Annotated in this window: 19 protein-coding genes; 6 read left to right on the top strand and 13 right to left on the bottom strand. The window is 66.9% G+C overall.

All coding sequences use genetic code 11. From position 1 onward, the window contains the following. Nucleotides 1-610: 610 nt before the first annotated feature. Nucleotides 611-994: an NADH:ubiquinone oxidoreductase subunit NDUFA12 gene (locus TSB10GB4_RS01435; RefSeq protein WP_186389432.1), complete on the bottom strand. Its 384-nt coding sequence runs from the start codon at nt 992-994 to the stop codon at nt 611-613. 149 nt (nt 995-1,143) lie between these two features. Next, nucleotides 1,144-1,788, bottom strand: a complete 645-nt coding sequence (locus TSB10GB4_RS01430; protein ID WP_244296406.1) for a response regulator — start codon at nt 1,786-1,788, stop codon at nt 1,144-1,146. Between the two features lie 859 nt (nt 1,789-2,647). Between TSB10GB4_RS01430 and TSB10GB4_RS01425 the strand changes: the two genes are divergently transcribed. Continuing rightward, entirely contained in the window at nt 2,648-6,334 is a 3,687-nt protein-coding gene (locus tag TSB10GB4_RS01425) for a vitamin B12-dependent ribonucleotide reductase (RefSeq protein ID WP_186394264.1), read from the top strand. A 92-nt stretch (nt 6,335-6,426) separates the two neighbouring features. On the opposite strand, the gene TSB10GB4_RS01420 is transcribed toward TSB10GB4_RS01425, so the two are convergent. The 9 genes from TSB10GB4_RS01420 to nirK all read right to left on the bottom strand — a co-directional run bounded on the left by TSB10GB4_RS01420 (nt 6,427) and on the right by nirK (nt 14,415). Beyond that, on the bottom strand, nt 6,427-7,734 hold the full coding sequence (locus tag TSB10GB4_RS01420; RefSeq protein ID WP_186394263.1) for a HipA domain-containing protein: 1,308 nt from the start codon (nt 7,732-7,734) through the stop codon (nt 6,427-6,429). Next, nucleotides 7,731-7,991: a helix-turn-helix domain-containing protein gene (locus tag TSB10GB4_RS01415; protein WP_186394262.1), complete on the bottom strand. Its 261-nt coding sequence runs from the start codon at nt 7,989-7,991 to the stop codon at nt 7,731-7,733. Before TSB10GB4_RS01415 ends, TSB10GB4_RS01420 begins: the two co-directional genes overlap by 4 nt. Nucleotides 7,992-8,120: 129 nt before the next feature. Next, nucleotides 8,121-8,603 (bottom strand): hypothetical protein, encoded by a 483-nt coding sequence (locus TSB10GB4_RS01410; protein WP_186394261.1) that lies wholly within the window; start codon nt 8,601-8,603, stop codon nt 8,121-8,123. Further along, complete coding sequence (locus TSB10GB4_RS01405; protein WP_186394260.1) at nt 8,600-9,784, bottom strand: NnrS family protein; 1,185 nt, start codon at nt 9,782-9,784, stop codon at nt 8,600-8,602. Before TSB10GB4_RS01405 ends, TSB10GB4_RS01410 begins: the two co-directional genes overlap by 4 nt. Nucleotides 9,785-9,866: 82 nt before the next feature. After that, the gene (locus TSB10GB4_RS01400; RefSeq protein ID WP_186389425.1) at nt 9,867-10,304 is read right to left on the bottom strand and encodes a pseudoazurin; all 438 of its coding nucleotides are present in this window, start codon (nt 10,302-10,304) and stop codon (nt 9,867-9,869) included. A 98-nt stretch (nt 10,305-10,402) separates the two neighbouring features. Next, complete coding sequence (gene ccoG, locus TSB10GB4_RS01395; protein ID WP_186394259.1) at nt 10,403-11,854, bottom strand: cytochrome c oxidase accessory protein CcoG; 1,452 nt, start codon at nt 11,852-11,854, stop codon at nt 10,403-10,405. A 134-nt stretch (nt 11,855-11,988) separates the two neighbouring features. Further along, on the bottom strand, nt 11,989-12,378 hold the full coding sequence (locus tag TSB10GB4_RS01390) for a hypothetical protein (protein ID WP_244296400.1): 390 nt from the start codon (nt 12,376-12,378) through the stop codon (nt 11,989-11,991). Further along, nucleotides 12,375-13,223, bottom strand: a complete 849-nt coding sequence (locus TSB10GB4_RS01385; protein WP_186394257.1) for an SUMF1/EgtB/PvdO family nonheme iron enzyme — start codon at nt 13,221-13,223, stop codon at nt 12,375-12,377. Before TSB10GB4_RS01385 ends, TSB10GB4_RS01390 begins: the two co-directional genes overlap by 4 nt. Before the next feature lie 64 nt (nt 13,224-13,287). Continuing rightward, a complete protein-coding gene (nirK, locus tag TSB10GB4_RS01380; RefSeq protein ID WP_186394256.1) occupies nt 13,288-14,415 on the bottom strand; it encodes a copper-containing nitrite reductase in 1,128 nt (375 codons plus the stop codon). A gap of 148 nt (nt 14,416-14,563) precedes the next feature. Between nirK and TSB10GB4_RS01375 the strand changes: the two genes are divergently transcribed. Beyond that, the gene (locus TSB10GB4_RS01375) at nt 14,564-15,268 is read left to right on the top strand and encodes a Crp/Fnr family transcriptional regulator (protein WP_186389420.1); all 705 of its coding nucleotides are present in this window, start codon (nt 14,564-14,566) and stop codon (nt 15,266-15,268) included. Here TSB10GB4_RS01375 and TSB10GB4_RS01370 read toward each other — a convergent pair. Continuing rightward, the gene (locus tag TSB10GB4_RS01370; protein ID WP_186394255.1) at nt 15,240-15,557 is read right to left on the bottom strand and encodes a DUF6522 family protein; all 318 of its coding nucleotides are present in this window, start codon (nt 15,555-15,557) and stop codon (nt 15,240-15,242) included. The two genes, TSB10GB4_RS01375 and TSB10GB4_RS01370, sit on opposite strands and share 29 nt — an antisense overlap. 4 nt (nt 15,558-15,561) lie before the next feature. Continuing rightward, nucleotides 15,562-15,801, bottom strand: a complete 240-nt coding sequence (locus TSB10GB4_RS01365) for a DUF1858 domain-containing protein (protein ID WP_186389418.1) — start codon at nt 15,799-15,801, stop codon at nt 15,562-15,564. Between the two features lie 133 nt (nt 15,802-15,934). Between TSB10GB4_RS01365 and TSB10GB4_RS01360 the strand changes: the two genes are divergently transcribed. The 4 genes from TSB10GB4_RS01360 to TSB10GB4_RS01345 all read left to right on the top strand — a co-directional run bounded on the left by TSB10GB4_RS01360 (nt 15,935) and on the right by TSB10GB4_RS01345 (nt 18,359). Then, nucleotides 15,935-17,179 (top strand): NnrS family protein, encoded by a 1,245-nt coding sequence (locus TSB10GB4_RS01360; RefSeq protein WP_186394254.1) that lies wholly within the window; start codon nt 15,935-15,937, stop codon nt 17,177-17,179. 231 nt (nt 17,180-17,410) lie between these two features. Further along, the gene (gene napE / locus TSB10GB4_RS01355) at nt 17,411-17,605 is read left to right on the top strand and encodes a periplasmic nitrate reductase, NapE protein (protein WP_186389416.1); all 195 of its coding nucleotides are present in this window, start codon (nt 17,411-17,413) and stop codon (nt 17,603-17,605) included. Nucleotides 17,606-17,614: 9 nt separating this feature from the next. Then, entirely contained in the window at nt 17,615-18,118 is a 504-nt protein-coding gene (napF, locus tag TSB10GB4_RS01350; protein ID WP_186394253.1) for a ferredoxin-type protein NapF, read from the top strand. After that, nucleotides 18,111-18,359 carry a chaperone NapD gene (locus TSB10GB4_RS01345; protein ID WP_186389414.1) on the top strand — a complete coding sequence of 83 codons (249 nt, stop codon included), beginning with the start codon at nt 18,111-18,113 and terminating at the stop codon, nt 18,357-18,359. The genes napF and TSB10GB4_RS01345 overlap by 8 nt, the downstream gene beginning before the upstream one ends.

Genomic DNA, 18,359 nt, shown 5'->3' with positions numbered 1-18,359 from the left:
GTCTCTCCGGCGGCATCAACCCCGTGGAGTTGGAAGAGATGCTTGGACGTGTCCATGCCGATGCGCGTAATCTCGTTCATTGGGCGGCTCCTTCGATGTGTTGGGACCATCATCTTGGCGCAAAACGACGCCGGATGGGGGCCGTCCACCCCAACGGGACCGGCGAGCCGAGGGCCTTTCGGACACGCTCCCGAACGAATCCCAACCGCCCTGCCTCCCCCGGTCCCGGATCTCGCGATGCTCGTCCGGGAAGACGCGGGGAACGGTCGAATGCGCAACGAGCGGCGGAAACGACCCGCCGGCGCAAGCCCCGCACCCAGGTTGCCGTCCCCTGTATCCTGGGCCGGCTCCGGTCCCTCGGAGAGCCGGAAAACCAAAACGCCGGCCCAAGGGCCGGCGTTCAGACTGCTGACAAACCTCGGAGGCACTCCGAAACGCCTGAGATTCACGGAACGTCACAGATTCAGACCGTGAACATATCGGAATCAAAACCCCTCGTTTTCGAGTCTCATGAAAAAACGAGGGGTTTGTAAGCAAACTGAACGCCGGCCCAAGGGCCGGCGTTCTCAAGTCGTTACACAGAAGTCTTCACCTGCCGCGTGAAGCGGGCTCAGCCTTCCGGCGTCCAGGCCTGATAGTCACCCGACACTTTCGGCCGGCTTTCCGGCGTCAGGATCGAGCCCTTGGGCCGATAGGCCTCGCGCGTGCCGGTGCGGTTGCCGTGATGCGGCGCCTGCCAGGCGCGGGCCGTGTACTCCGTCTCGGTCGGCGGCGTGTCGGTGCGGTGGTGCATCCAGCCATGCCAGCCGGGAGGGATCATCGAGGCCTCGGCCAGGCCGTTGTAGATCACCCATCGGCGGTTGCCGCCGCGCTCGCGATAATAGGCGTTGCCGAACTCGTCCTTGCCGACGAACTCGCCCTTGCGCCAGGTAAAGAAGCGCGTCCCCCAGGTCGCGCTGTTCCACCAGGTGAAGAATTGCAGCAGCGTTTGCATCGAAGGCGGCGTCCCGGTTGCTCTGTCTGGCTTTCCGCATAGCGCACCCTCGCCGGTTTCGCAATGCGGCGGCGCGTCCTGCGGCGGCTTTCTATCGGCGGCGGTGGCCGGCGCCGCCGGAAGGACGAAATTCGGGTGCCGGCAGGAACTCAGGCCGCCGGATGCGGCCGCTTCGCCCGCACATGGGCAAAGCCCTTGCGCTCGGCTGCGGCGGGGTCGAGCACCTGCGGCATCGCCGGCGACTCGCGACGGGTGCTCCGCTTCGGCGCGGCGACGACCTCGCGCTCCAGGCCGATCTGCTGCCACTTGCGCGCCTTCTCGTCGAGCGTCTGGGCAACGCCCTCGATGACATAGCGCCCATCGTCGCCCATCACCAGTTGCCGGTCGTCGCGCAGCGTCCAGAGCAGCCGCTCATGAAGGCCCGACGGCGACAGCGGCTTGGCCACCACATGTTGCGCCCCGTCGCGCAGCACCCGGTCGATCAGCGTCCGCGTGCCATGCGCCGTGCACACGATCACCGGCAGGAAGCAGAGCGGCGCCATCTTGCGCTGGCGCAGCGTGCGCAGCAGCGCCAGCCCGCTCATCGGCTTCATCATCCAGTCGGTGATGACGAAATTGGGCGGGTCGAGCCGCATCATCTCCAGCGCCGTCTCCGCCGTGTCGAAGGTGCGCACCCGCCGCACCCGGAACGACAGCAGGGTCGAGCGCAGGATCGCCTGCATCGACTTCGAATCGTCGACGACCACGACGTCGAGGTCGCCGATGTCGAGTCCGTAGGCGTAGTGCCGCGTCATCCGGGCCAATGGCATCGTCCTTGTCAGGGCTTGCGATGGCGAGAGTGAAGCACGGCCGGATTTCCCCGCGATTGAGCAGGACAAGACGATTTTTGGACAAACTTTCTCAAATTGCGGCGCGTTCGATGCTAATTTCTCAAGAATTGAGACGATTCTGCGCAATCTCGCAAAATCGCCCTCAAAAGAAATGGCGGTTTTCCGCCGTTTTTGCGAGGGCGGGGATAGGGGGTTGCAATCCCCGCTCCCGGTTTTGCAAGGGTTCGGCGGGGATAAGTGCCCTGCCCGCCGCCCCGCCCGTCCGGGGACAGGCGCAGGGGCCGCATCGGCCCGCGCGGGCCGGTTGCAGGCTGCCTTTGCCGGCAAAAGGCCGATTCCAAGCTCGTCCTCGTTATCCACACGGACACACTACATTTTGCGTCAGATCAAAATCGAGCCACAACAGCTTGCTCGGAGCGCTTGACGCTTACCGACGATTCACCCTACCTTGAGGCTGTCAGGTAATCGCAGCAAGGTTGGGGCCGGCGACAAGCCGTGCGTGCCCCGCGTCCTCATCAACTGCAGCAGCGTATCCGGGAGATCCCGGTCTCGGCGTCACAACCGCGGCGGTGCGTGATGTCGGGATTTCGCGTCTTGCGTTGACGATATATCGTGACAAAAACGCGGTGACCCACTATATATAGTTATCACCCACGATAAGGATCGCGTCGACACGGCGCGGCGCCACGAAACAGGAAGGCGAGCAATGGCCGGCGCGTCCCCGCGATGCGCAGGTTCGGCGGCATGGCCGTCACGCTCACCCGCGGCCTTGCCGCGACCGAAATAGCCGGCCGGCGGCCGGACACACGAAAGGGGCTTTTGGATGAAGATCGAGCGGCGTTATACGAGGGAGGGCCAGTCTCCCTATGCCGACATCGCGTTTCGCGTCGCCACCAGCGAGATCCGCAATCCGGACGGCTCTGTCGTCTTCCGGCTTGAAAACATTGACGTTCCGGCCCAGTTCTCGCAGGTCGCGGCCGACATCCTGGCGCAGAAATACTTCCGCAAGGCCGGCGTTCCGGCCCGCCTGAAGCCGGTCGAGGAGAACACCGTTCCCTCCTGGCTGTGGCGCCAGGAAGCCGACCTCAAGGCGCTGAAGAAGCTGCCCGAGGAGGAGCGCTACGGCTCCGAGACCGACGCCCGCCAGGTGTTCGACCGTCTCGCCGGCACCTGGACCTATTGGGGCTGGAAGGGCGGCTATTTCGACAGTGAGGCCGACGCCCAGGCCTTCTACGACGAACTCCGCTACATGCTGGCGACCCAGAAGGTCGCCCCCAACAGCCCGCAATGGTTCAACACCGGCCTGCACTGGGCCTATGGCATCGACGGCCCCAGCCAGGGCCACTTCTATGTCGATTTCCAGACCGGCGAGCTGACCCGCTCGGCGACGGCTTACGAGCATCCGCAGCCGCATGCCTGCTTCATCCAGTCGGTCGAGGACGATCTCGTCAACGAGAACGGCATCATGGACCTGTGGGTGCGCGAGGCGCGCCTGTTCAAATACGGCTCCGGCACCGGCTCCAACTTCTCCCGCGTCCGCGGCGAGGGCGAGAAGCTGTCGGGCGGCGGCAAGTCCTCCGGATTGATGAGCTTCCTGAAGATCGGCGACCGCGCCGCCGGCGCCATCAAGTCGGGCGGCACCACCCGCCGCGCCGCCAAGATGGTGGTGGTCGACATCGACCATCCGGACATCGAGTCCTACATCAACTGGAAGGTCAAGGAAGAGCAGAAGGTCGCCGCCCTCGTCACCGGCTCGAAGATCTGCCAGAAGCACCTGACCGCCATCATGAAGGCTTGCGTCAACTGCGAGGCGGACAACGGCGACTGCTTCGATCCGGCGAAGAACCCGGCCTTGAAGCGCGAGATCCGCGCCGCCAAGAAGATGATGGTGCCGGAGAACTACATCCAGCGCGTCATCCAGTTCGCGCGCCAGGGCTTCACCAAGATCGAGTTCCCGACCTACAACACCGACTGGGATTCGGAGGCCTATCTCACGGTTTCCGGCCAGAATTCCAACAACTCGGTGCGCGTCACGGACGGCTTCCTCACCGCCGTGATGGATGACGGCGACTGGAGCCTGACCGCCCGCAAGGACGGCCGCGTCACCAAGACGATGAAGGCCCGCGAGCTGTGGGAGCAGATCGGCTATGCCGCCTGGGCCTCGGCCGATCCCGGCATCCAGTACCACACCACCATCAACGACTGGCACACCTGCCCGGCCTCCGGCGAGATCCGCGCGTCGAACCCGTGCTCCGAGTACATGTTCCTCGACGACACGGCCTGCAACCTCGCCTCGCTGAACCTGCTGCAGTTCCGTGAGGCCGACGGCAAGTTCGACGTGGACTCCTACGAGCACTGCGTCCGCCTGTGGACCGTCGTGCTCGAAGTGTCGGTGCTGATGGCGCAGTTCCCATCCAAGGAGATCGCGGAACTGTCCTACCGCTACCGCACGCTGGGCCTCGGCTACGCCAATATCGGCGGCCTGCTGATGACCTCGGGGATTCCCTATGACAGCGACGAGGGCCGCGCGATCTGCGGTGCGCTGACCGCGATCATGACCGGCGTCGCCTATGCCACCTCGGCCGAGATGGCCGGCGAGCTCGGCCCCTTCCCCGGCTATGCGGACAATGCCCCGCACATGCTGCGGGTCATGCGCAACCATCGCCGCGCCGCCTATGGCGAGGCCTCGGGCTATGAGGGGCTGAACACCCTGCCCGTCCCGCTCGACCACGCCTCCTGCCCGGAGCCGATCCTGATCGAGCGCGCCAAGCGCGCCTGGGACCGGGCGCTGGAGCTCGGCGAGAAGCACGGCTACCGCAACGCCCAGTCGACGGTGATTGCGCCCACCGGCACGATCGGCCTCGTGATGGACTGCGACACGACCGGCATCGAGCCCGACTTCGCGCTGGTGAAGTTCAAGAAGCTGGCCGGCGGCGGCTACTTCAAGATCATCAACCGCGCGGTGCCGGAGGCCCTGCGCACGCTCGGCTACTCCGAGAGCCAGATCGCCGAGATCGAGGCCTATGCGGTCGGCCACGGCTCGCTCGACCAGGCGCCGGGGATCAACCCCGCCTCGCTCAGGGCGAAGGGCTTCGCCGAGGCGACGATCAACAAGATCAAGGCCTCGCTGAAGTCGGCCTTCGACATCAAGTTCGTGTTCAACCGCTGGACGGTCGGCGACGAGCAGATGGCGGCGCTGATGGTGCCGGAGGAGAAGCTCTCCGACCCGGCCTTCGACCTGCTCACCCATCTCGGCTATTCGAAGGCGGAGATCGAGGCGGCCAACACCCATGTCTGCGGTGCCATGACGCTGGAGGGGGCGCCCTTCCTGAAGACCGAGCACTATCCGGTCTTCGACTGCGCCAACCCGTGCGGGCGTCTCGGCAAGCGGTTCCTGTCGGTGGAGAGCCACATCCGCATGATGGCGGCGGCCCAGCCGTTCATCTCCGGTGCGATCTCCAAGACGATCAACATGCCGAACGACGCCAGCGTCGCCGACTGCAAGGAGGCCTACCTGCTCTCCTGGCGACTGGCGCTGAAGGCCAACGCGCTCTACCGCGACGGCTCCAAGCTGTCGCAGCCGCTGAACTCGCAACTGCTCGCCGATGTGGACGACGAGGACGAGGATGCGGTTGAGACGCTGGTCGCCCAGCCGCAGGCGGCGCGGGCCGAGATGGTCGCCGAGAAGATCGTCGAGCGCATCGTCGAGCGTGTCGTGCGCCAGCAGGAGAAGCTGCCGACCCGGCGCAAGGGCTACACCCAGAAGGCCAAGATCGGCGGCCACACGATCTTCCTGCGCACCGGCGAATACGATGACGGCCGCCTCGGCGAGATCTTCATCGACATGAACAAGGAAGGCTCGGCCCTGCGCGCCTTCATCAACAACTTCGCCATCTCGGTCTCGCTCGGCCTGCAATACGGCGTGCCGCTGGAGGAGTATGTCGACGCCTTCATCTTCACCAAGTTCGAGCCGGCGGGCATGGTCCAGGGCAACGACGCGATCAAGAACGCCACCTCGGTGCTCGACTACGTGTTCCGCGAACTGGCCGTGTCCTATCTCGGCCGCCACGAGCTCGCTCATGTCCCGCCGGAGGCCTTCGGCCAATTGGCGACGACGGCCAGCGAGACCGAGGGGCGCGGCGGCAAGAGCCACCAGGGCGTCGTCTCGCACGGCCTGATCCGCGGCCAGACCGAGCGCTTCCGCCTCGTCGGCGGCGGCGAGCCGGCGGGTCACCTGACCAAGGCGATCGCCGCCGAGCTCGGCAATGCGCCGATCGCGCAGGCAACGGCGGTCGCCACCGCCTTCGCCCGCGGCTCGGAAGCGGCCGCCCGGGTCGAGATCGGCACGGCCCCCGCCCCGCAGGCGCAGAGCGCGGCCGAGCGCATCGCCCAGGCCCGGATGAAGGGCTACGAGGGCGAGAGCTGCCCGGAATGCGGCAACTTCACCATGGTGCGCAACGGCACCTGCCTGAAGTGCGACACCTGCGGCAGCACCAGCGGCTGCAGCTAAGACGCCGGCCGGCTTTCCGGCGCGACCAGACAACGAGGCCCCGGACATCCCCCGATGTCCGGGGCCTCGTCATTTTCGGGTGGCCTCAGGTCTCACCCGAGTTGGCGGACGGTATCCGCGATAACCGTATGGATCACGGCACGGATCGTCCGGGCCTCGGCCGTGATGCAGGTCTGGATCTTCGGATCGTCCGCGTACCGCGCCCGATCCTCCACCTCGATCTCGTCCTGAAGCTCCTGCGCCACGGCCAATATACGGCCGAACTGAAAGGCGAGGATACGTTCGCCGGTTCTGCGGGCGAGCCCCAGCGCCTCGGCCGCGTCGAGCAGTTTTTCCCGAGAGATATCCGCATGGCGACGCGCGCCGAGAACAGGCCATGCGAGCGAGGTCCTGTCGGGCCATCCGGCCTGATCGAAGGCGCGACTGTCGTAGACCGCCGTGCACAACAGGTCGTAATGCGGGGCGAGTTGCACTCCCGCCCCGGAGACGAGGAAACTCAGGTTCTTGAGGTGGGCGTCGTCGTTGCCGGTAAGAACGTTGAAGACCAGCCATTCGAAGAGGCGGCTGCGGGCAACCGCCATGCTGCGGCAATGGTTTGCCAGTTCGGCCAGCCGTTCGATGCTGCCCTGATTGTACTTGAAGGCGCGGTCGAGATTCAGCAACTGGCAGGCGTCGACGACATGCAGACGCTCCCAGCCGGTTTCGGCTTTTCTGCGGTCGAACCGCTCGATCAGATAGACCGGTTCGGGAATGTAGAGCTTCGCCACGCGTGGAACCTGAAGCCGCAGGCGTGCCGCGAGCCGCATGATGAAATACTCGTTCGCCACCGAATGGGCATAGGCCGGGTCCGGATGATCCGGCTTGAGGATATGTGTCGAAGGCGTTTCCCCGACAGGCTCGAACAAGGCTTCGCCGTCGAAGTTGACCGCCAGCTTGTGCTGCGCGCCGGCGAGTGACATGCGCTTGGGGGCCGCATGGGTGAGCGGCAGCCGCGGCAGGCTGCGGATGCGCTCCGACAAGGCACTGAAGGTCAGCGGCCGGCGCTCGCCGGTGTTGTCGGGCAACTGCTCAGGAGGCACGAGCGTCAGCGAACCGACCGACTCGGCCCCGTAATGGGCAAGGAGGCCGAAGGCATCGGCTTCGTCGATCCTGGCATCGCTGGCGAGCAGGCTTCGCTGCCCTTCTTCCGGCAGCAGGTTGTCGAAATACCACTGGACCGGCCGCTGGCTCGATCCATCCGTGACCACCCCGTCCACCGGCACAAGGTGGGGCGAGAGAAAATAGGCTCCCGGCGACTGGAGCCAGCTTGCGGCATAGCGGAAAGACCAGACTCCTCCCGTATCGACAAGCTCGCCGACCCGGTGCGCGTTGATATAGGCTGCCAGGGCGCGTTCGCTCATCGCTTCGAGCCGTCTCCGGCCGGCGGCGCCGGGTCGATGTCGACGGGCGTGTCCAGCAAGACGCGGATGCCCAGTCCGTCCATGACCTCAAACAGCTTCGCCCAGCTCACCGACGGGTTGCCGCGCTCGACCTTGGACAGGAAGTTCTCGCTGACGCCGATGCTGCCGGCCGCATCGTCCTGACGCAGCCCTTGCGCCTTGCGAGTTGCGCGGATGATGGCGCCGATATCCTGCGGACTGTTGATCGGAATTTTCATGGAAAAACCTCACGTTCGTGAGGATTTATAGCACAACTCGCCCATACAGGAAATAAATCCGCACGATCATGCGGATTGTTGGTCTCCAGCTCAATCTGCCGAAGGAATCCGCATGATCTTGAGGATTCTTTATCTGCGCTGCAAGGACACCGCCAGCGGCAACAGCAGCGCGATGAGGAAGGCGGTGGCCTGGATCGCGCCATCGACCTGCGCGAAGCGGGAGAAATGGCGCGGCACGGGAATCCCGCACAGGAACACCGCCACCAGCGCATCGCCGAGGGCGAGCACCAAGGCCGTCAGTGCGCCCAAGGCCAGAGCCCGGCGCGGCGTCAGCAGCCCCCAGGGCATCAAGGCCGTGCCGAGCAGCCCGGCGGAGACCAGCCAAAGAGCTTCCAGCAGCGCGCCGGCGATCGGGCCGGTGGCCGGGTCGACCAGCACCGCGCGGGCCGAGCCGGACAGAAGATAGGCGGTCAGCAGGATCGCGGTGAAGCGGAAGGCCGCCGCGCGCAGCGCGGCGCAGGCCGTGATGGCCGGAACGCTGAGGGAAGCGCCCGCGACAGTGCCGCTTGCGACAGGGTCACTTGCGACAGGGCCACTTGCGGTGGCACTCATGACCGGCGCACCGGCAGGCCGGACTGCCACAGCAGCATGCGCGCATAGCCGGCGGCGAAGAGCAGATAGGCAAGCGCCCAGGCCAGCGCGGCGCAGGCGAAGAGGTGCACCATCCAGCCGCCCGCATAGGGCGCGAGCACCCGGGCGGCAGCGCCGAGCGCGACCAGCGCGTAGATCGCCACTTCCAGCCGGCCGGCGGCCAGCGGATGGCCGGAATGGCCCCGGCTTGCCCGCGTCATCACGGCGAGCGTCATCATGCCGAAGGTGCCGGCGGTCCACACATGGGCGGCGGCGGCGGGCTCCAGCGCGCCGGGCAGCAGGATCGCCAGCCCTTCCAGCGCGAAGCCGAGCGGCACGGTGGCAAAGCCCAGATGCAGAACGAGAAGCAGCGGGTCGCGGCGCGTCGCCAGCCCGCACCAGCGCGACAGGCGCAGCGCATTGGCGAGCCCGGCGATCAGCATGGCAAGCGCGGTCGCGACATGGTCCGGCCGGGCCGTCCACAGGACGAGCGCGAGCGCGGAGACCAGCATCACGGCGCCGTCGAGGCGCGAGAAACCGGCGGGCAGCACCGGGCTGCGCCGCTGCACCAGCCAGTTGCGGGTGAAGGCGGGAATGATCCGCCCGCCGATCAGCATGACGAGCAGCAGCACCACGGCAATGCCGGCACGCGCGGCATGGTCGGCGACGCCGGTCAGGGCCGCTTCCGCGTGGAAGGCTGCGTTGGCAAGGCCGTAGAGCGCGACGATCACGACGATGCGCAGGTTGCGCAAGTTTCCGCCGGCGATCACCTCGCGGGCGAAGACGGCGACCAGCGCCAGTGGAAAGGCAAGATCGACGGCCATCGCCGCCCAGGCGCCCGTCAGCGCCGACACCGTGACGGCGACACGCCCGGCGAGCCACAGCAGCACCAGGGCGAAGAGCTCGCCGCCGGCGACCAGCGGCCGGCCGGTCCAGTTGGCGACCGCCGTCAGCGCGAAGCCGGCGATGATCGCCGAAACGCCGCCGAACAGCAGCGTGTGGATGTGCCAATCGCGGGGCAGGAAAGCGGTGGGCAGGTCGAGATGGCCCGAGAGGATCGGGATCCAGACCAGCACGGACAGGGCCATCGACAGCGCGCCGAGGAAGAAGAAGGGGCGGAAACCGCCGGTCAGCCAGTAGCTGCGCCGAAGGGAAAGGGTCATTGCCGCCTCCTGAAAGGGCTTTGTCGCGAAAGGACGGCCCCGGCCGACATTCGCCGGCCGGGGCCCGTTCACACCCGCCGGATCACAGGCCGCCGAGCAGTTCCTCGAACACCTTCCTGGCCTTGCCCGGCGTCTTGACCGTCTTGGCCTCGGCAAGGTTCACCGGCTCGCCGACGACGATCGCGGCCACCATGCCCATGGAGAAATGCGGCTTGCACTGGATGCCGTAGACGCCTTCCTGCGTGAAGGTGATGGAGACGTCCTGGTTCATCTTGCCGACGAAGGCTTCGGCGCCCTCCGGCATCATGCCCTTGATCGATTCGGCGTTGTGGCTCGGGTTGGTCGCGCGGAAATGCACAGTGTCGCCGGGGGCGATCTTGAGCAGGTCCGGCTCGAACACCATGACGCCCTTGGCGCCCTTGTTGAGCATCTTCACCTCATGCTCCGCCGCCGAGGCGGCGGTCCCGGCCAGGGCCAGAACGGTGGCAAGGGCAAGGGCGATCGTCCGTGTGGTCTTCATCTCGCTCTCCGTTTGCGGACCGGTGCGGTCCATTGCCTGAAGGAGTAGATGCGTCGCGGCGGGGCAACGTTGTGCCAGCGCAAATTTCGCGAGCGGTTTCACGGAAGGTGGAAGAAGTCGGTGGCGGTGACGCTCTCGCCGCTTGCCGGATCGGTGAGGCGGAAGGTCAGCGCGCCGGCGGCGGACGGGTCCGCCGTCACCGTCACCCGCAGCCGGCGGCGGCCCTTGTCGTCGAGCAGGATGGCGATGCTGTCCGCCTCTTCTCCGACATCACTGACCGAGCGCAACTCGGCCCCGTCCGCTCCCTCGACGGTGAGCGCAACCGTGCCGCCACCGCCCGCCACATGCCACACGCGCACGTCATAGGCATTGCGCAGCCGCCCGTCGGAGAGTTCCACCGCCACCGGGTTGCGCTCATGCGCGACGCTGAGCGACAGGGTCGAGCGGGTCGCGACCACCGTGACGAGGGTCGCCGCCATCGCCAGTCCGGCCAGCGCGAGGGCGAGGGTTTTTGGCCGCACGAGGCGCACCGGCTTGCGGGCTTCACCCTTGCGGCCGCGCTCGATATTGGTCCAGCTCTCGTAATCGATCAGCCCGCGCGGCCGCTCGAGCTTCTGCATGGTGGTGTCGCAGGCATCGACGCACAGCCCGCAATTGATGCAGGCAAGGTTCGGCCCCTCGCGGATGTCGATGCCCATCGGGCAGACAGTGACGCAGGCCATGCAGTCGACGCAGTCGCCCGCCGGCAGGCCGCTGGCGCGGGCCGCAGCCGCCTTCTTTGCGGACATGCGCGCCTCGCCGCGATAGTCGCGATAGGCAACGCCAAGGGCCTCCGCATCCCAGACGGCGCCCTGCAGGCGCGGCCAGGGGCACATGTAGGTGCACATCTTCTCGCGGGCGAAGCCGGCGAGCGTGTAGGTCGTCAGCGTCAGGCTCAGCACCGCGCCATAGGCGACGGTGCCGGCCTCGCCGGTGACGATCTCGCGCAGCAAGGTCGGCGCGTCGGCGAAATAGAGCGCGAAGGCCCCGCCCGTGCCGGCAGCGATCCCCAGCCAGATCGCATGCTTGGCGATGCGCCGCAGCGCCCGCGCCGGCGTCATCGGCAGATAGAGCTGGCGCAGCCGCTCGCGGCGGTCGCCCTCCAGCCGCCGCTCGACCCACAGGAACAGATCCGTCCACACGGTCTGCGGACAGAAGAAGCCGCACCAGATCCGCCCCGCAACCACGTTGGACAGGACCAGAACGAGGGTGGCGAGCACCAGGAGACCGGTCAGCAGGTAAAGCTCCTGCGGCCGCAGCTCCAGCCCGGCGAGATGGAAGCGCAGCCCAGCCAGGTCGAACAGGATCGCCTGGTCAGGCTGGCCGGGACCGCGGTCATAGCGCAGGAACGGCAGCACATAGTAGAGCGCAAGGCATAGGCCCACAGCCGCCCATTTCAGCCGGCGGAAGCGGCCGCTCACCGACTGCGGCACGACCGGCTCTCCCGGCCCGATGGCCGGCGCGGCGCCGATGCCCGGCTTGCGGTGCAGTCTGGTGGGATGAAAGGTCATTGCCGGTCTCCGTCCGCCGGCCGCCCCCCGGAGCCGGACTGCTCGTCGAGAGTCCGGACCCTAGGCAACGGGAGGCCGACGCTCTTTGTGCCGGCACAAAGAGCGGAGCGAATTGGCAGGCACCGCGCGGGACGTCACGTCTCCGTGCCGCCGCCTTCCTTGCCGGAGGCTTCCAGGCGGCCGGCCAGCATTTCCAGACACGCCGCCCCTTCCGAGGCGGTGCGGCCGATGGTGCGGAACGTATCGGCGATCAGCAGGCAGTCGTCCGGGCCGAGTTGCTCGACGGCGCCCTCGCGCAGGTCGTCGAGATAGCCGATGAAGCCGGCAAGGCGGACGGCACGGGTGCGGGCCGCCTCCATCAGCCGCCGGCGCACCCGCCGCGCCTCCAGCTCGGCAAAGAGCGAGACCGCCCGCTCCACCTGGTCCTGGCAGTCGCAGGGCAGTCCCATCTCGTGCAGCACATGGGCAAGGCGCGCCAGCACGTCCTCGTCGCCGCCGCCAAGGGCCTGCCCGCCCCCGCTCACAGGCCGATCCATGTTTTCAGCCGCCGCCATGCGCCGGGATCGTCGCGCACCAGGCGGATGCCGAGATTGGCCGGCGGAATGCCGACCGAGCAGGCACCGGCCTTGGGGTCGCGGAAGAACCCGGTCATATAGGCCCGATGGCTGCCTTGCGCGATGCGGATGCCGCAATTCTCCACCACGCTCTCGGCACCAGTCACCGGATCGAAGCGATGGCGCAGGTAGCAGCTATCGGTCCACTCCCAGACATTGCCGGCAATATCCAGCAGTCCATGCTCGTTGCTGCCGAAATGGCCGACCGGACGCGGCGTCGGGTCGACATCCGTGTTCCTTGCGCTCTCCGCCTCGTACATGGCGATCCAGCGCCGCGACGGATCGTCGGCATCAGCGATGTCGGTCAGCGCATCGTCGCGATAGCGGCTGCCGGCGGCGAGCGACCATTCCCGATCGCTCGGCAGGCGCCAGGCCTGACCGGTCGCCATGCGCAGCCAGGCCGCATAGGCGGCGGCGTCGTGCCAGTTGACGCCGGTGACCGGCAAGTCCGGGTCCTGCGCCTTGTCGAGCGCAAGGCAGGCGCCGGCCGCGACACAGCGCCCGTATTCGCCGGCGGTCACCTGGCGGCGCATGATCTCGAAGGGCTGCGTGAGCGCAATTTCCTCCAGCGGACCGTTGGTCGCCGAACGGCCGACGAGATATTCGCCGGGCTGCCGATAGAGGATGCGGCTCTCCTCGATCCGCACCGTCTCCGGCGGGCCGACGTCGGCGATGTCGGCGACGCCGGCGGCACCGGCGGCCAGCGGCAGCGACAGGGCCGCGACCAGCGGCAGGAGGGTCCGTTTCGCACGCATGATGGGTACTCCCGGGAAAGACGGGGGGCCCGCGAAAGCGGGCCACCCGTGCCTGTCTGGCCGGTTACTGCACCGGGATCGGAGCCGGGGCGCTGACCTGCATCATCAGGTCGTTGTTCCACTGCCCGTCGACCTTCACATGGCCGGTGGCGCCGAGTTCGGCCGCCTCGATCAGGTTGTGGTTGACATAGGCGTAGATGCCGGGCTGCAGGAACTCGTAGAGAGCCACCGCCGCGCTGCCGCCGCGCACGAACCAGGTCTCCAGGTCGCGCTCGGGCGCATTGGCGAACTTGCCGGTCTCCCAGACCAGATCGCCATGCCCGCCGATCAGATGCGGACGGGTGTCGCGATTGGCGCTGCTGTGGATGAACAGCACCTTTTCGCCGACCTTCGCCGTCATCGCGTTCTCGCCGGTCAGCGCGTTCTTCGAGCCGTTGAAGACCACATGCGTCGGGATCAGGCCGCGCATCACCTCCAGCGTGTCGGCATAGGACTCGCCGAGGCTGTCATAGGTCTTGTAGTTGCCGTCCTCGTCCTTGGGGATGTAGAGGTCGAACTCGCCGATCGTATAGGCCGTGTCATAGCTGACCGGCTCGCCGCGATCGTCCTTGAGGCCTTCGCGCGGCAACACCAGCAAAGTGCCGCTCATGCCGGCCACCACATGCCAGGGAACCATTCCCGGAGGCGCGCAGTGATAGACGAAGGCCCCGCTCCGCGTCGCCTTGAAGCGCAGCGTCGCCTGCTCGCCCGGATTGATCAGCGTGAGGGCGGCGCCGCCAAGCGCGCCGGTGGCGGCGTGGAAGTCGATATTGTGGGGCATCTCGTTGGTCTCGGGATTGACCAGCGTCAGCTCCACGTAATCGCCCTCATGGACAACCATGGTCGGCCCGGGCATCGTGCCGTTGAACGTCATGGCGTGGAACTTCGTTCCCTGATCGTCCACGACGATCGTCTTCTCCTCGATGGTCATGGTAAACTCGACCACCTTCGGAGCACCGGCGGCGACACGGTCGTGCTCCATCACCGCAGGCGGCGGCACCAGGGTCGCATGCACACGCTCCAGCGTCACGGTCTGATCCGGCAGGTCCAGCGCATCAAGGGTAGGATTTGCCGATTCATCTGCGATTGCCGGGACGACCGCCATCAGAGTGGCCATAGCGGTCCCGATCAGTGCGGTGCGTCTCGTGATCATGACAATGTTCCTTTCCTGTCGTCCGTCATTCTCGACAAGAAGAGGAAACACCCGTACGGAGATTTTCTTTTTGCTAAAAGGCAAACAAGCCCGGCACTGAAGTCCGGGCAAACTGCGACAAAATGGCATCTGAGGAGGGAACCACGGAATGCCACCCGCTCAACTTGACCGATCCCTGATCCGGGATCTTACGATCTTTCAGTCGATGTCGGACGAGGACCTCGACGCGGTGCTGGCCATTGCCGTCAGCCGCAGATACGCCATAGGCGCCACCGTCTTCGCGCAAGGAGAACCGGCGACCGAATTCTTCGCGCTTCTGCATGGCCGGCTGAAGGTGGTGCAGACGACACCGGACGGACAGCAGGTCGTCGTGCGCCATGTCAGCCCCGGCGACATCTTCGGCATCGCAAAGGCAATGCGCCGCACCGACTATCCGGCGACCGCCTCCGCCGTGGTCGACAGCCTCGCCCTCGTCTGGCCATCGAGCCAGTGGGACGCCTTCATCGCGCGCAGCCCGGTGCTGGCGATGAACGCCCTGCAGACGGTGGGACAGCGTCTGCAGGATGCCCACACGCGGATCAGGGAACTGTCGACCGAGGAGGTGGAACGGCGGGTGGCGCATGCGCTGCTGCGCCTGGTCAACCAGGCCGGACGCAAGACCGAGGAAGGCATTCTGATCGACTTCCCGGTAACCCGGCAGGACATCGCCGAGATGACCGGCACGACACTTCACACGGTCAGCCGGGTGATGACGTCCTGGGAGGCGCAGGGGCTCGTCTCCAGCGCCCGCAAGAAGGTGGTCGTCTGCAACGCCCACAAGCTGTTCATGCTTGCGGAGCGCTCCGACGATTGATCCGCTCGGCCGTGGGGGCACGCATCTCGCGCGGCAGCGGCCGCTCGCCGAAATCGACCAGCGAGCGGTGCAGCGGCCGCCCCTCGTCGTCGGCGATCACCGTCAGCCGGGCATTGCCGAGAAACACCTCGAGCCGCCAGGTGCCGGCATCCTCGCCGACGCCCTGATAGAGCCGGCCGGTCACATGGCCGGCGCGCAGCTTCTCGCGAAAATCGTCCGCCGACAGGCCGAATCCCTCGGCCAGCACGCCGGCATCGACGGTGAAATCGGCGGGCGCCTCAGCTTCCATTGCTTCAGCTCCCGCCGGCGATGGCGGCGTCGAGCTCGCCGAGGAAGCGGTCGAGGGGAATGCCGTGCTCGCGGCAGGCCTCCTCGACATCGTGGATGCGCGCGACCGGGCAGCCGATGCACATCATCTTGTGGCGGATGAACACGGAGATCGTCGCCCGGTAGTCGTTCATCAATTCGCCGACGAGCGTTTCCGGCCCGATCCTTCTTGCCGTTCCGCTTCTGAAATCCTGATGGCTGGACATGGGAGGACTCCCCTTGCAACGTCAGGCTTACACTAACCCCGGCCGCCTGCATCCGTCTTTGCGCGGGAGCAACGAAGGTGGCGGATTGTCCGGCTAGTCCTGCAGAGACCCCGATCTTGCAAGGACGCCGGCCATGGCCTCGCAGACCCGCTCCCTCTCCGCCAGTCCCGCTTCTGCCTCCCGCACCCTGCCGCCCCGCCATGGCACAGCCGCAGCCGCCTCTTCGCGGCAAGGCACCGACGGCTGGTGGCTCGCCGTCGCCTTCCGCCCGCTGTTCTTCGTCGCCGCGCTGCAGGCCGTCGCGGCCGTGCCCGCGTGGCTCTGGATCTACACCGCGGGCATTGCGGAGGTGGCTGGCCTGCCGGCGCTGACCTGGCACGCGCATGAGATGGTGTTCGGCTTCCTGCCGCCGATCATGGCCGGCTACCTGCTGTCGGCAACGCCCAACTGGTCCGGCCGGTTGCCGACCGCCGGCACGCCGCTGGCGCTGCTGGTCGGCCTGTGGCTCGCCGGCCGCCTGGTGCCGTTCGTTGCCCCGCTGCCGCTGGCGCTTGCGGTCGATGCCGCCTTCCCGCTGGCGGTTTCGGCGCTGCTGCTCCGGGAGATGCGGCTCGGGCGCAGCGGCCAGTCGCGCCATGGTCTGATGCTGTTCCCGGTGCTCGCCGCCGCCGCCCTCGCCCACCGGCTGTTCGGCGACGATCCGGCGACAGCCGCGATGATGGCTCGCACGGGCATCGCCGTCGCCGCGCTGCTGATCGCCGCCGTCGGCGGGCGTCTGGTTCCGAGCCTGACCCGTAACGCCCTGGCCGGGCGCGGCGCCGAACGGGTGCCCGCTCCTTACGGTCGATTCGATATTTTCGTGCTTCTCGCCACCAGCGCAGCGCTGCCCGCCTGGGTGCTGGCGCCGGATGCCACCGTCACCGGCGCGCTGCTGACCGGCGCCGGGCTGCTGAACCTTGCAAGGCTGCTGCGCTGGCGCGGCTGGTTGCTGCGTCGCGGCGATATCCTGGCCCTGCATGCCGGCTATGGTTGGCTGGTAACCGGACTGCTGCTTGCCGCCCTTGCCGCGCTGCCCGGTCTCGCCCTGCCGGCGGATGCCGCCTTGCACGCGCTCACCGCCGGGGCGATCGGCAGCATGACGCTTGCGGTGATGAGCCGCCTGGCGACGACGCGGGGACCGGGCGGATATGCCGGACGGTGGCTGTGCGGGGCGGCGCTGCTTACCGTAAATCTCGGCGCCGTCCTTCGCATCACGGCTCCGATCGCGCCAGAGCACTACCTGCCGCTGGTTGCCGCCGGCGGCCTGTGCTGGAGCCTTGCCTATCTTCTCTTCGCCGTCGCCCAGACCCGTCCGCTTCGGGCGGCTGCAATAAATTGAGCACACGCAACATTCAAATATACGTAACAATAAATATACATAGAGCAAAACAGGGATTTGCCTACGATAAAATACATATAAACGTCAATTATACTGACGTAAAATTGGGGAAAACGCGGGAGTTTCAAGAATCTTGTTTCAAAAACTGGAAATTTTACGCATTGACTCACTGGAATTGCGTCGAAAAATGGTTTTTATTCGTATGGAGACGGAGACAGAGGCGGGCACAGGATGACTGAATCCGGACAAAGCGATGCCGATGGCACCGACCGCCGCCGCTGGCGTATGGAGCTGCTGGCCTTTCTGGTCCTCGCCTTCGGCGTCTGGCCCTTCGTGGCGGTCGCCGTGGTCGGCACCTACGGGTTTGCCGTGTGGATGCTGCAGTTGATCTTCGGACCGCCGGGCCCGCCCGCGGCACTGCTTTGAGGTGCCGGCATGACCCTGCCTTTCGACGGGACACGCCGCCGCTTCCTCACCGGCCGTCCGCCTCGCCCTGACGCAACACAAATGCCGCTCCCGCCCTGGCTGGCCGCGAGTGCGCTCGACCTGTGCACCGGCTGCGGCGCCTGCGCGGCGGCCTGCCCCACCGGCATCGTCAAGATGACCGGCGAACGCCCGGCCCTGTCCTTCGCCTCCGGAGAATGCACCTTCTGCGGCGCCTGCGCCGAGGCCTGTCCGGAAGGCCTGTTCGATCGCGAGCGGGAGGCCCTGCCCTACCGGCCGCACATCGCCGCTCACTGTCTGCCGCACGCCGGCATCGACTGTCAGGCCTGCCGCGATGCCTGCCCGCAGGAGGCGATCCGCTTTCCGCCCCGTCGCGGCGGCCCGTTCCTGCCCCAGGTGACCGCCTCGCTGTGTACCGGCTGCGGCGCCTGCGTCGCGCCTTGCCCCGTCTCGGCCATCGAATTGCGCCCCGTGCCGGAGGCCTTCGATGCGTGAGGCTGCCGCTCCCCTTGTCATTTCCAGTGCCGTCGTCTCGGTCCTGCCGGACCGGCTCGACAGCGTTGCCGCAACTCTCGCCGGCCTTGCCGACGTCGAGGTGCACGCGGCCGAGGGCAGCAAGATCGTCATCGTCCTGGAAGCGCCGCGCGGCGCCGCCGGCAACCGGCTCGTCGAGATCTCCCTGCTCGACGGCGTGGTGTCCGCCAACATGGTTTTCGAACATAGCGAGGAGGTCTGA

The sequence above is a fragment of the Stappia sp. TSB10GB4 genome (genome assembly GCF_900185745.1).
Taxonomy (GTDB): domain Bacteria; phylum Pseudomonadota; class Alphaproteobacteria; order Rhizobiales; family Stappiaceae; genus Stappia.
This window is presented reverse-complemented; position numbering and strand designations above follow the sequence as displayed.

What these genes read in the sequence shown, in the direction of transcription:
- TSB10GB4_RS01435 (WP_186389432.1), bottom strand. Translation starts at nt 994, where the DNA reads ATGCAAACGCTGCTGCAATTCTTCACCTGGTGGAACAGCGCGACCTGG.
- TSB10GB4_RS01430 (WP_244296406.1), bottom strand. Translation starts at nt 1,788, where the DNA reads ATGACGCGGCACTACGCCTACGGACTCGACATCGGCGACCTCGACGTC.
- TSB10GB4_RS01425 (WP_186394264.1), top strand. Translation starts at nt 2,648, where the DNA reads ATGAAGATCGAGCGGCGTTATACGAGGGAGGGCCAGTCTCCCTATGCC.
- TSB10GB4_RS01420 (WP_186394263.1), bottom strand. Translation starts at nt 7,734, where the DNA reads ATGAGCGAACGCGCCCTGGCAGCCTATATCAACGCGCACCGGGTCGGC.
- TSB10GB4_RS01415 (WP_186394262.1), bottom strand. Translation starts at nt 7,991, where the DNA reads ATGAAAATTCCGATCAACAGTCCGCAGGATATCGGCGCCATCATCCGC.
- TSB10GB4_RS01410 (WP_186394261.1), bottom strand. Translation starts at nt 8,603, where the DNA reads ATGAGTGCCACCGCAAGTGGCCCTGTCGCAAGTGACCCTGTCGCAAGC.
- TSB10GB4_RS01405 (WP_186394260.1), bottom strand. Translation starts at nt 9,784, where the DNA reads ATGACCCTTTCCCTTCGGCGCAGCTACTGGCTGACCGGCGGTTTCCGC.
- TSB10GB4_RS01400 (WP_186389425.1), bottom strand. Translation starts at nt 10,304, where the DNA reads ATGAAGACCACACGGACGATCGCCCTTGCCCTTGCCACCGTTCTGGCC.
- ccoG (WP_186394259.1), bottom strand. Translation starts at nt 11,854, where the DNA reads ATGACCTTTCATCCCACCAGACTGCACCGCAAGCCGGGCATCGGCGCC.
- TSB10GB4_RS01385 (WP_186394257.1), bottom strand. Translation starts at nt 13,223, where the DNA reads ATGCGTGCGAAACGGACCCTCCTGCCGCTGGTCGCGGCCCTGTCGCTG.
- nirK (WP_186394256.1), bottom strand. Translation starts at nt 14,415, where the DNA reads ATGATCACGAGACGCACCGCACTGATCGGGACCGCTATGGCCACTCTG.
- TSB10GB4_RS01375 (WP_186389420.1), top strand. Translation starts at nt 14,564, where the DNA reads ATGCCACCCGCTCAACTTGACCGATCCCTGATCCGGGATCTTACGATC.
- TSB10GB4_RS01370 (WP_186394255.1), bottom strand. Translation starts at nt 15,557, where the DNA reads ATGGAAGCTGAGGCGCCCGCCGATTTCACCGTCGATGCCGGCGTGCTG.
- TSB10GB4_RS01365 (WP_186389418.1), bottom strand. Translation starts at nt 15,801, where the DNA reads ATGTCCAGCCATCAGGATTTCAGAAGCGGAACGGCAAGAAGGATCGGG.
- TSB10GB4_RS01360 (WP_186394254.1), top strand. Translation starts at nt 15,935, where the DNA reads ATGGCCTCGCAGACCCGCTCCCTCTCCGCCAGTCCCGCTTCTGCCTCC.
- napE (WP_186389416.1), top strand. Translation starts at nt 17,411, where the DNA reads ATGACTGAATCCGGACAAAGCGATGCCGATGGCACCGACCGCCGCCGC.
- napF (WP_186394253.1), top strand. Translation starts at nt 17,615, where the DNA reads ATGACCCTGCCTTTCGACGGGACACGCCGCCGCTTCCTCACCGGCCGT.
- TSB10GB4_RS01345 (WP_186389414.1), top strand. Translation starts at nt 18,111, where the DNA reads ATGCGTGAGGCTGCCGCTCCCCTTGTCATTTCCAGTGCCGTCGTCTCG.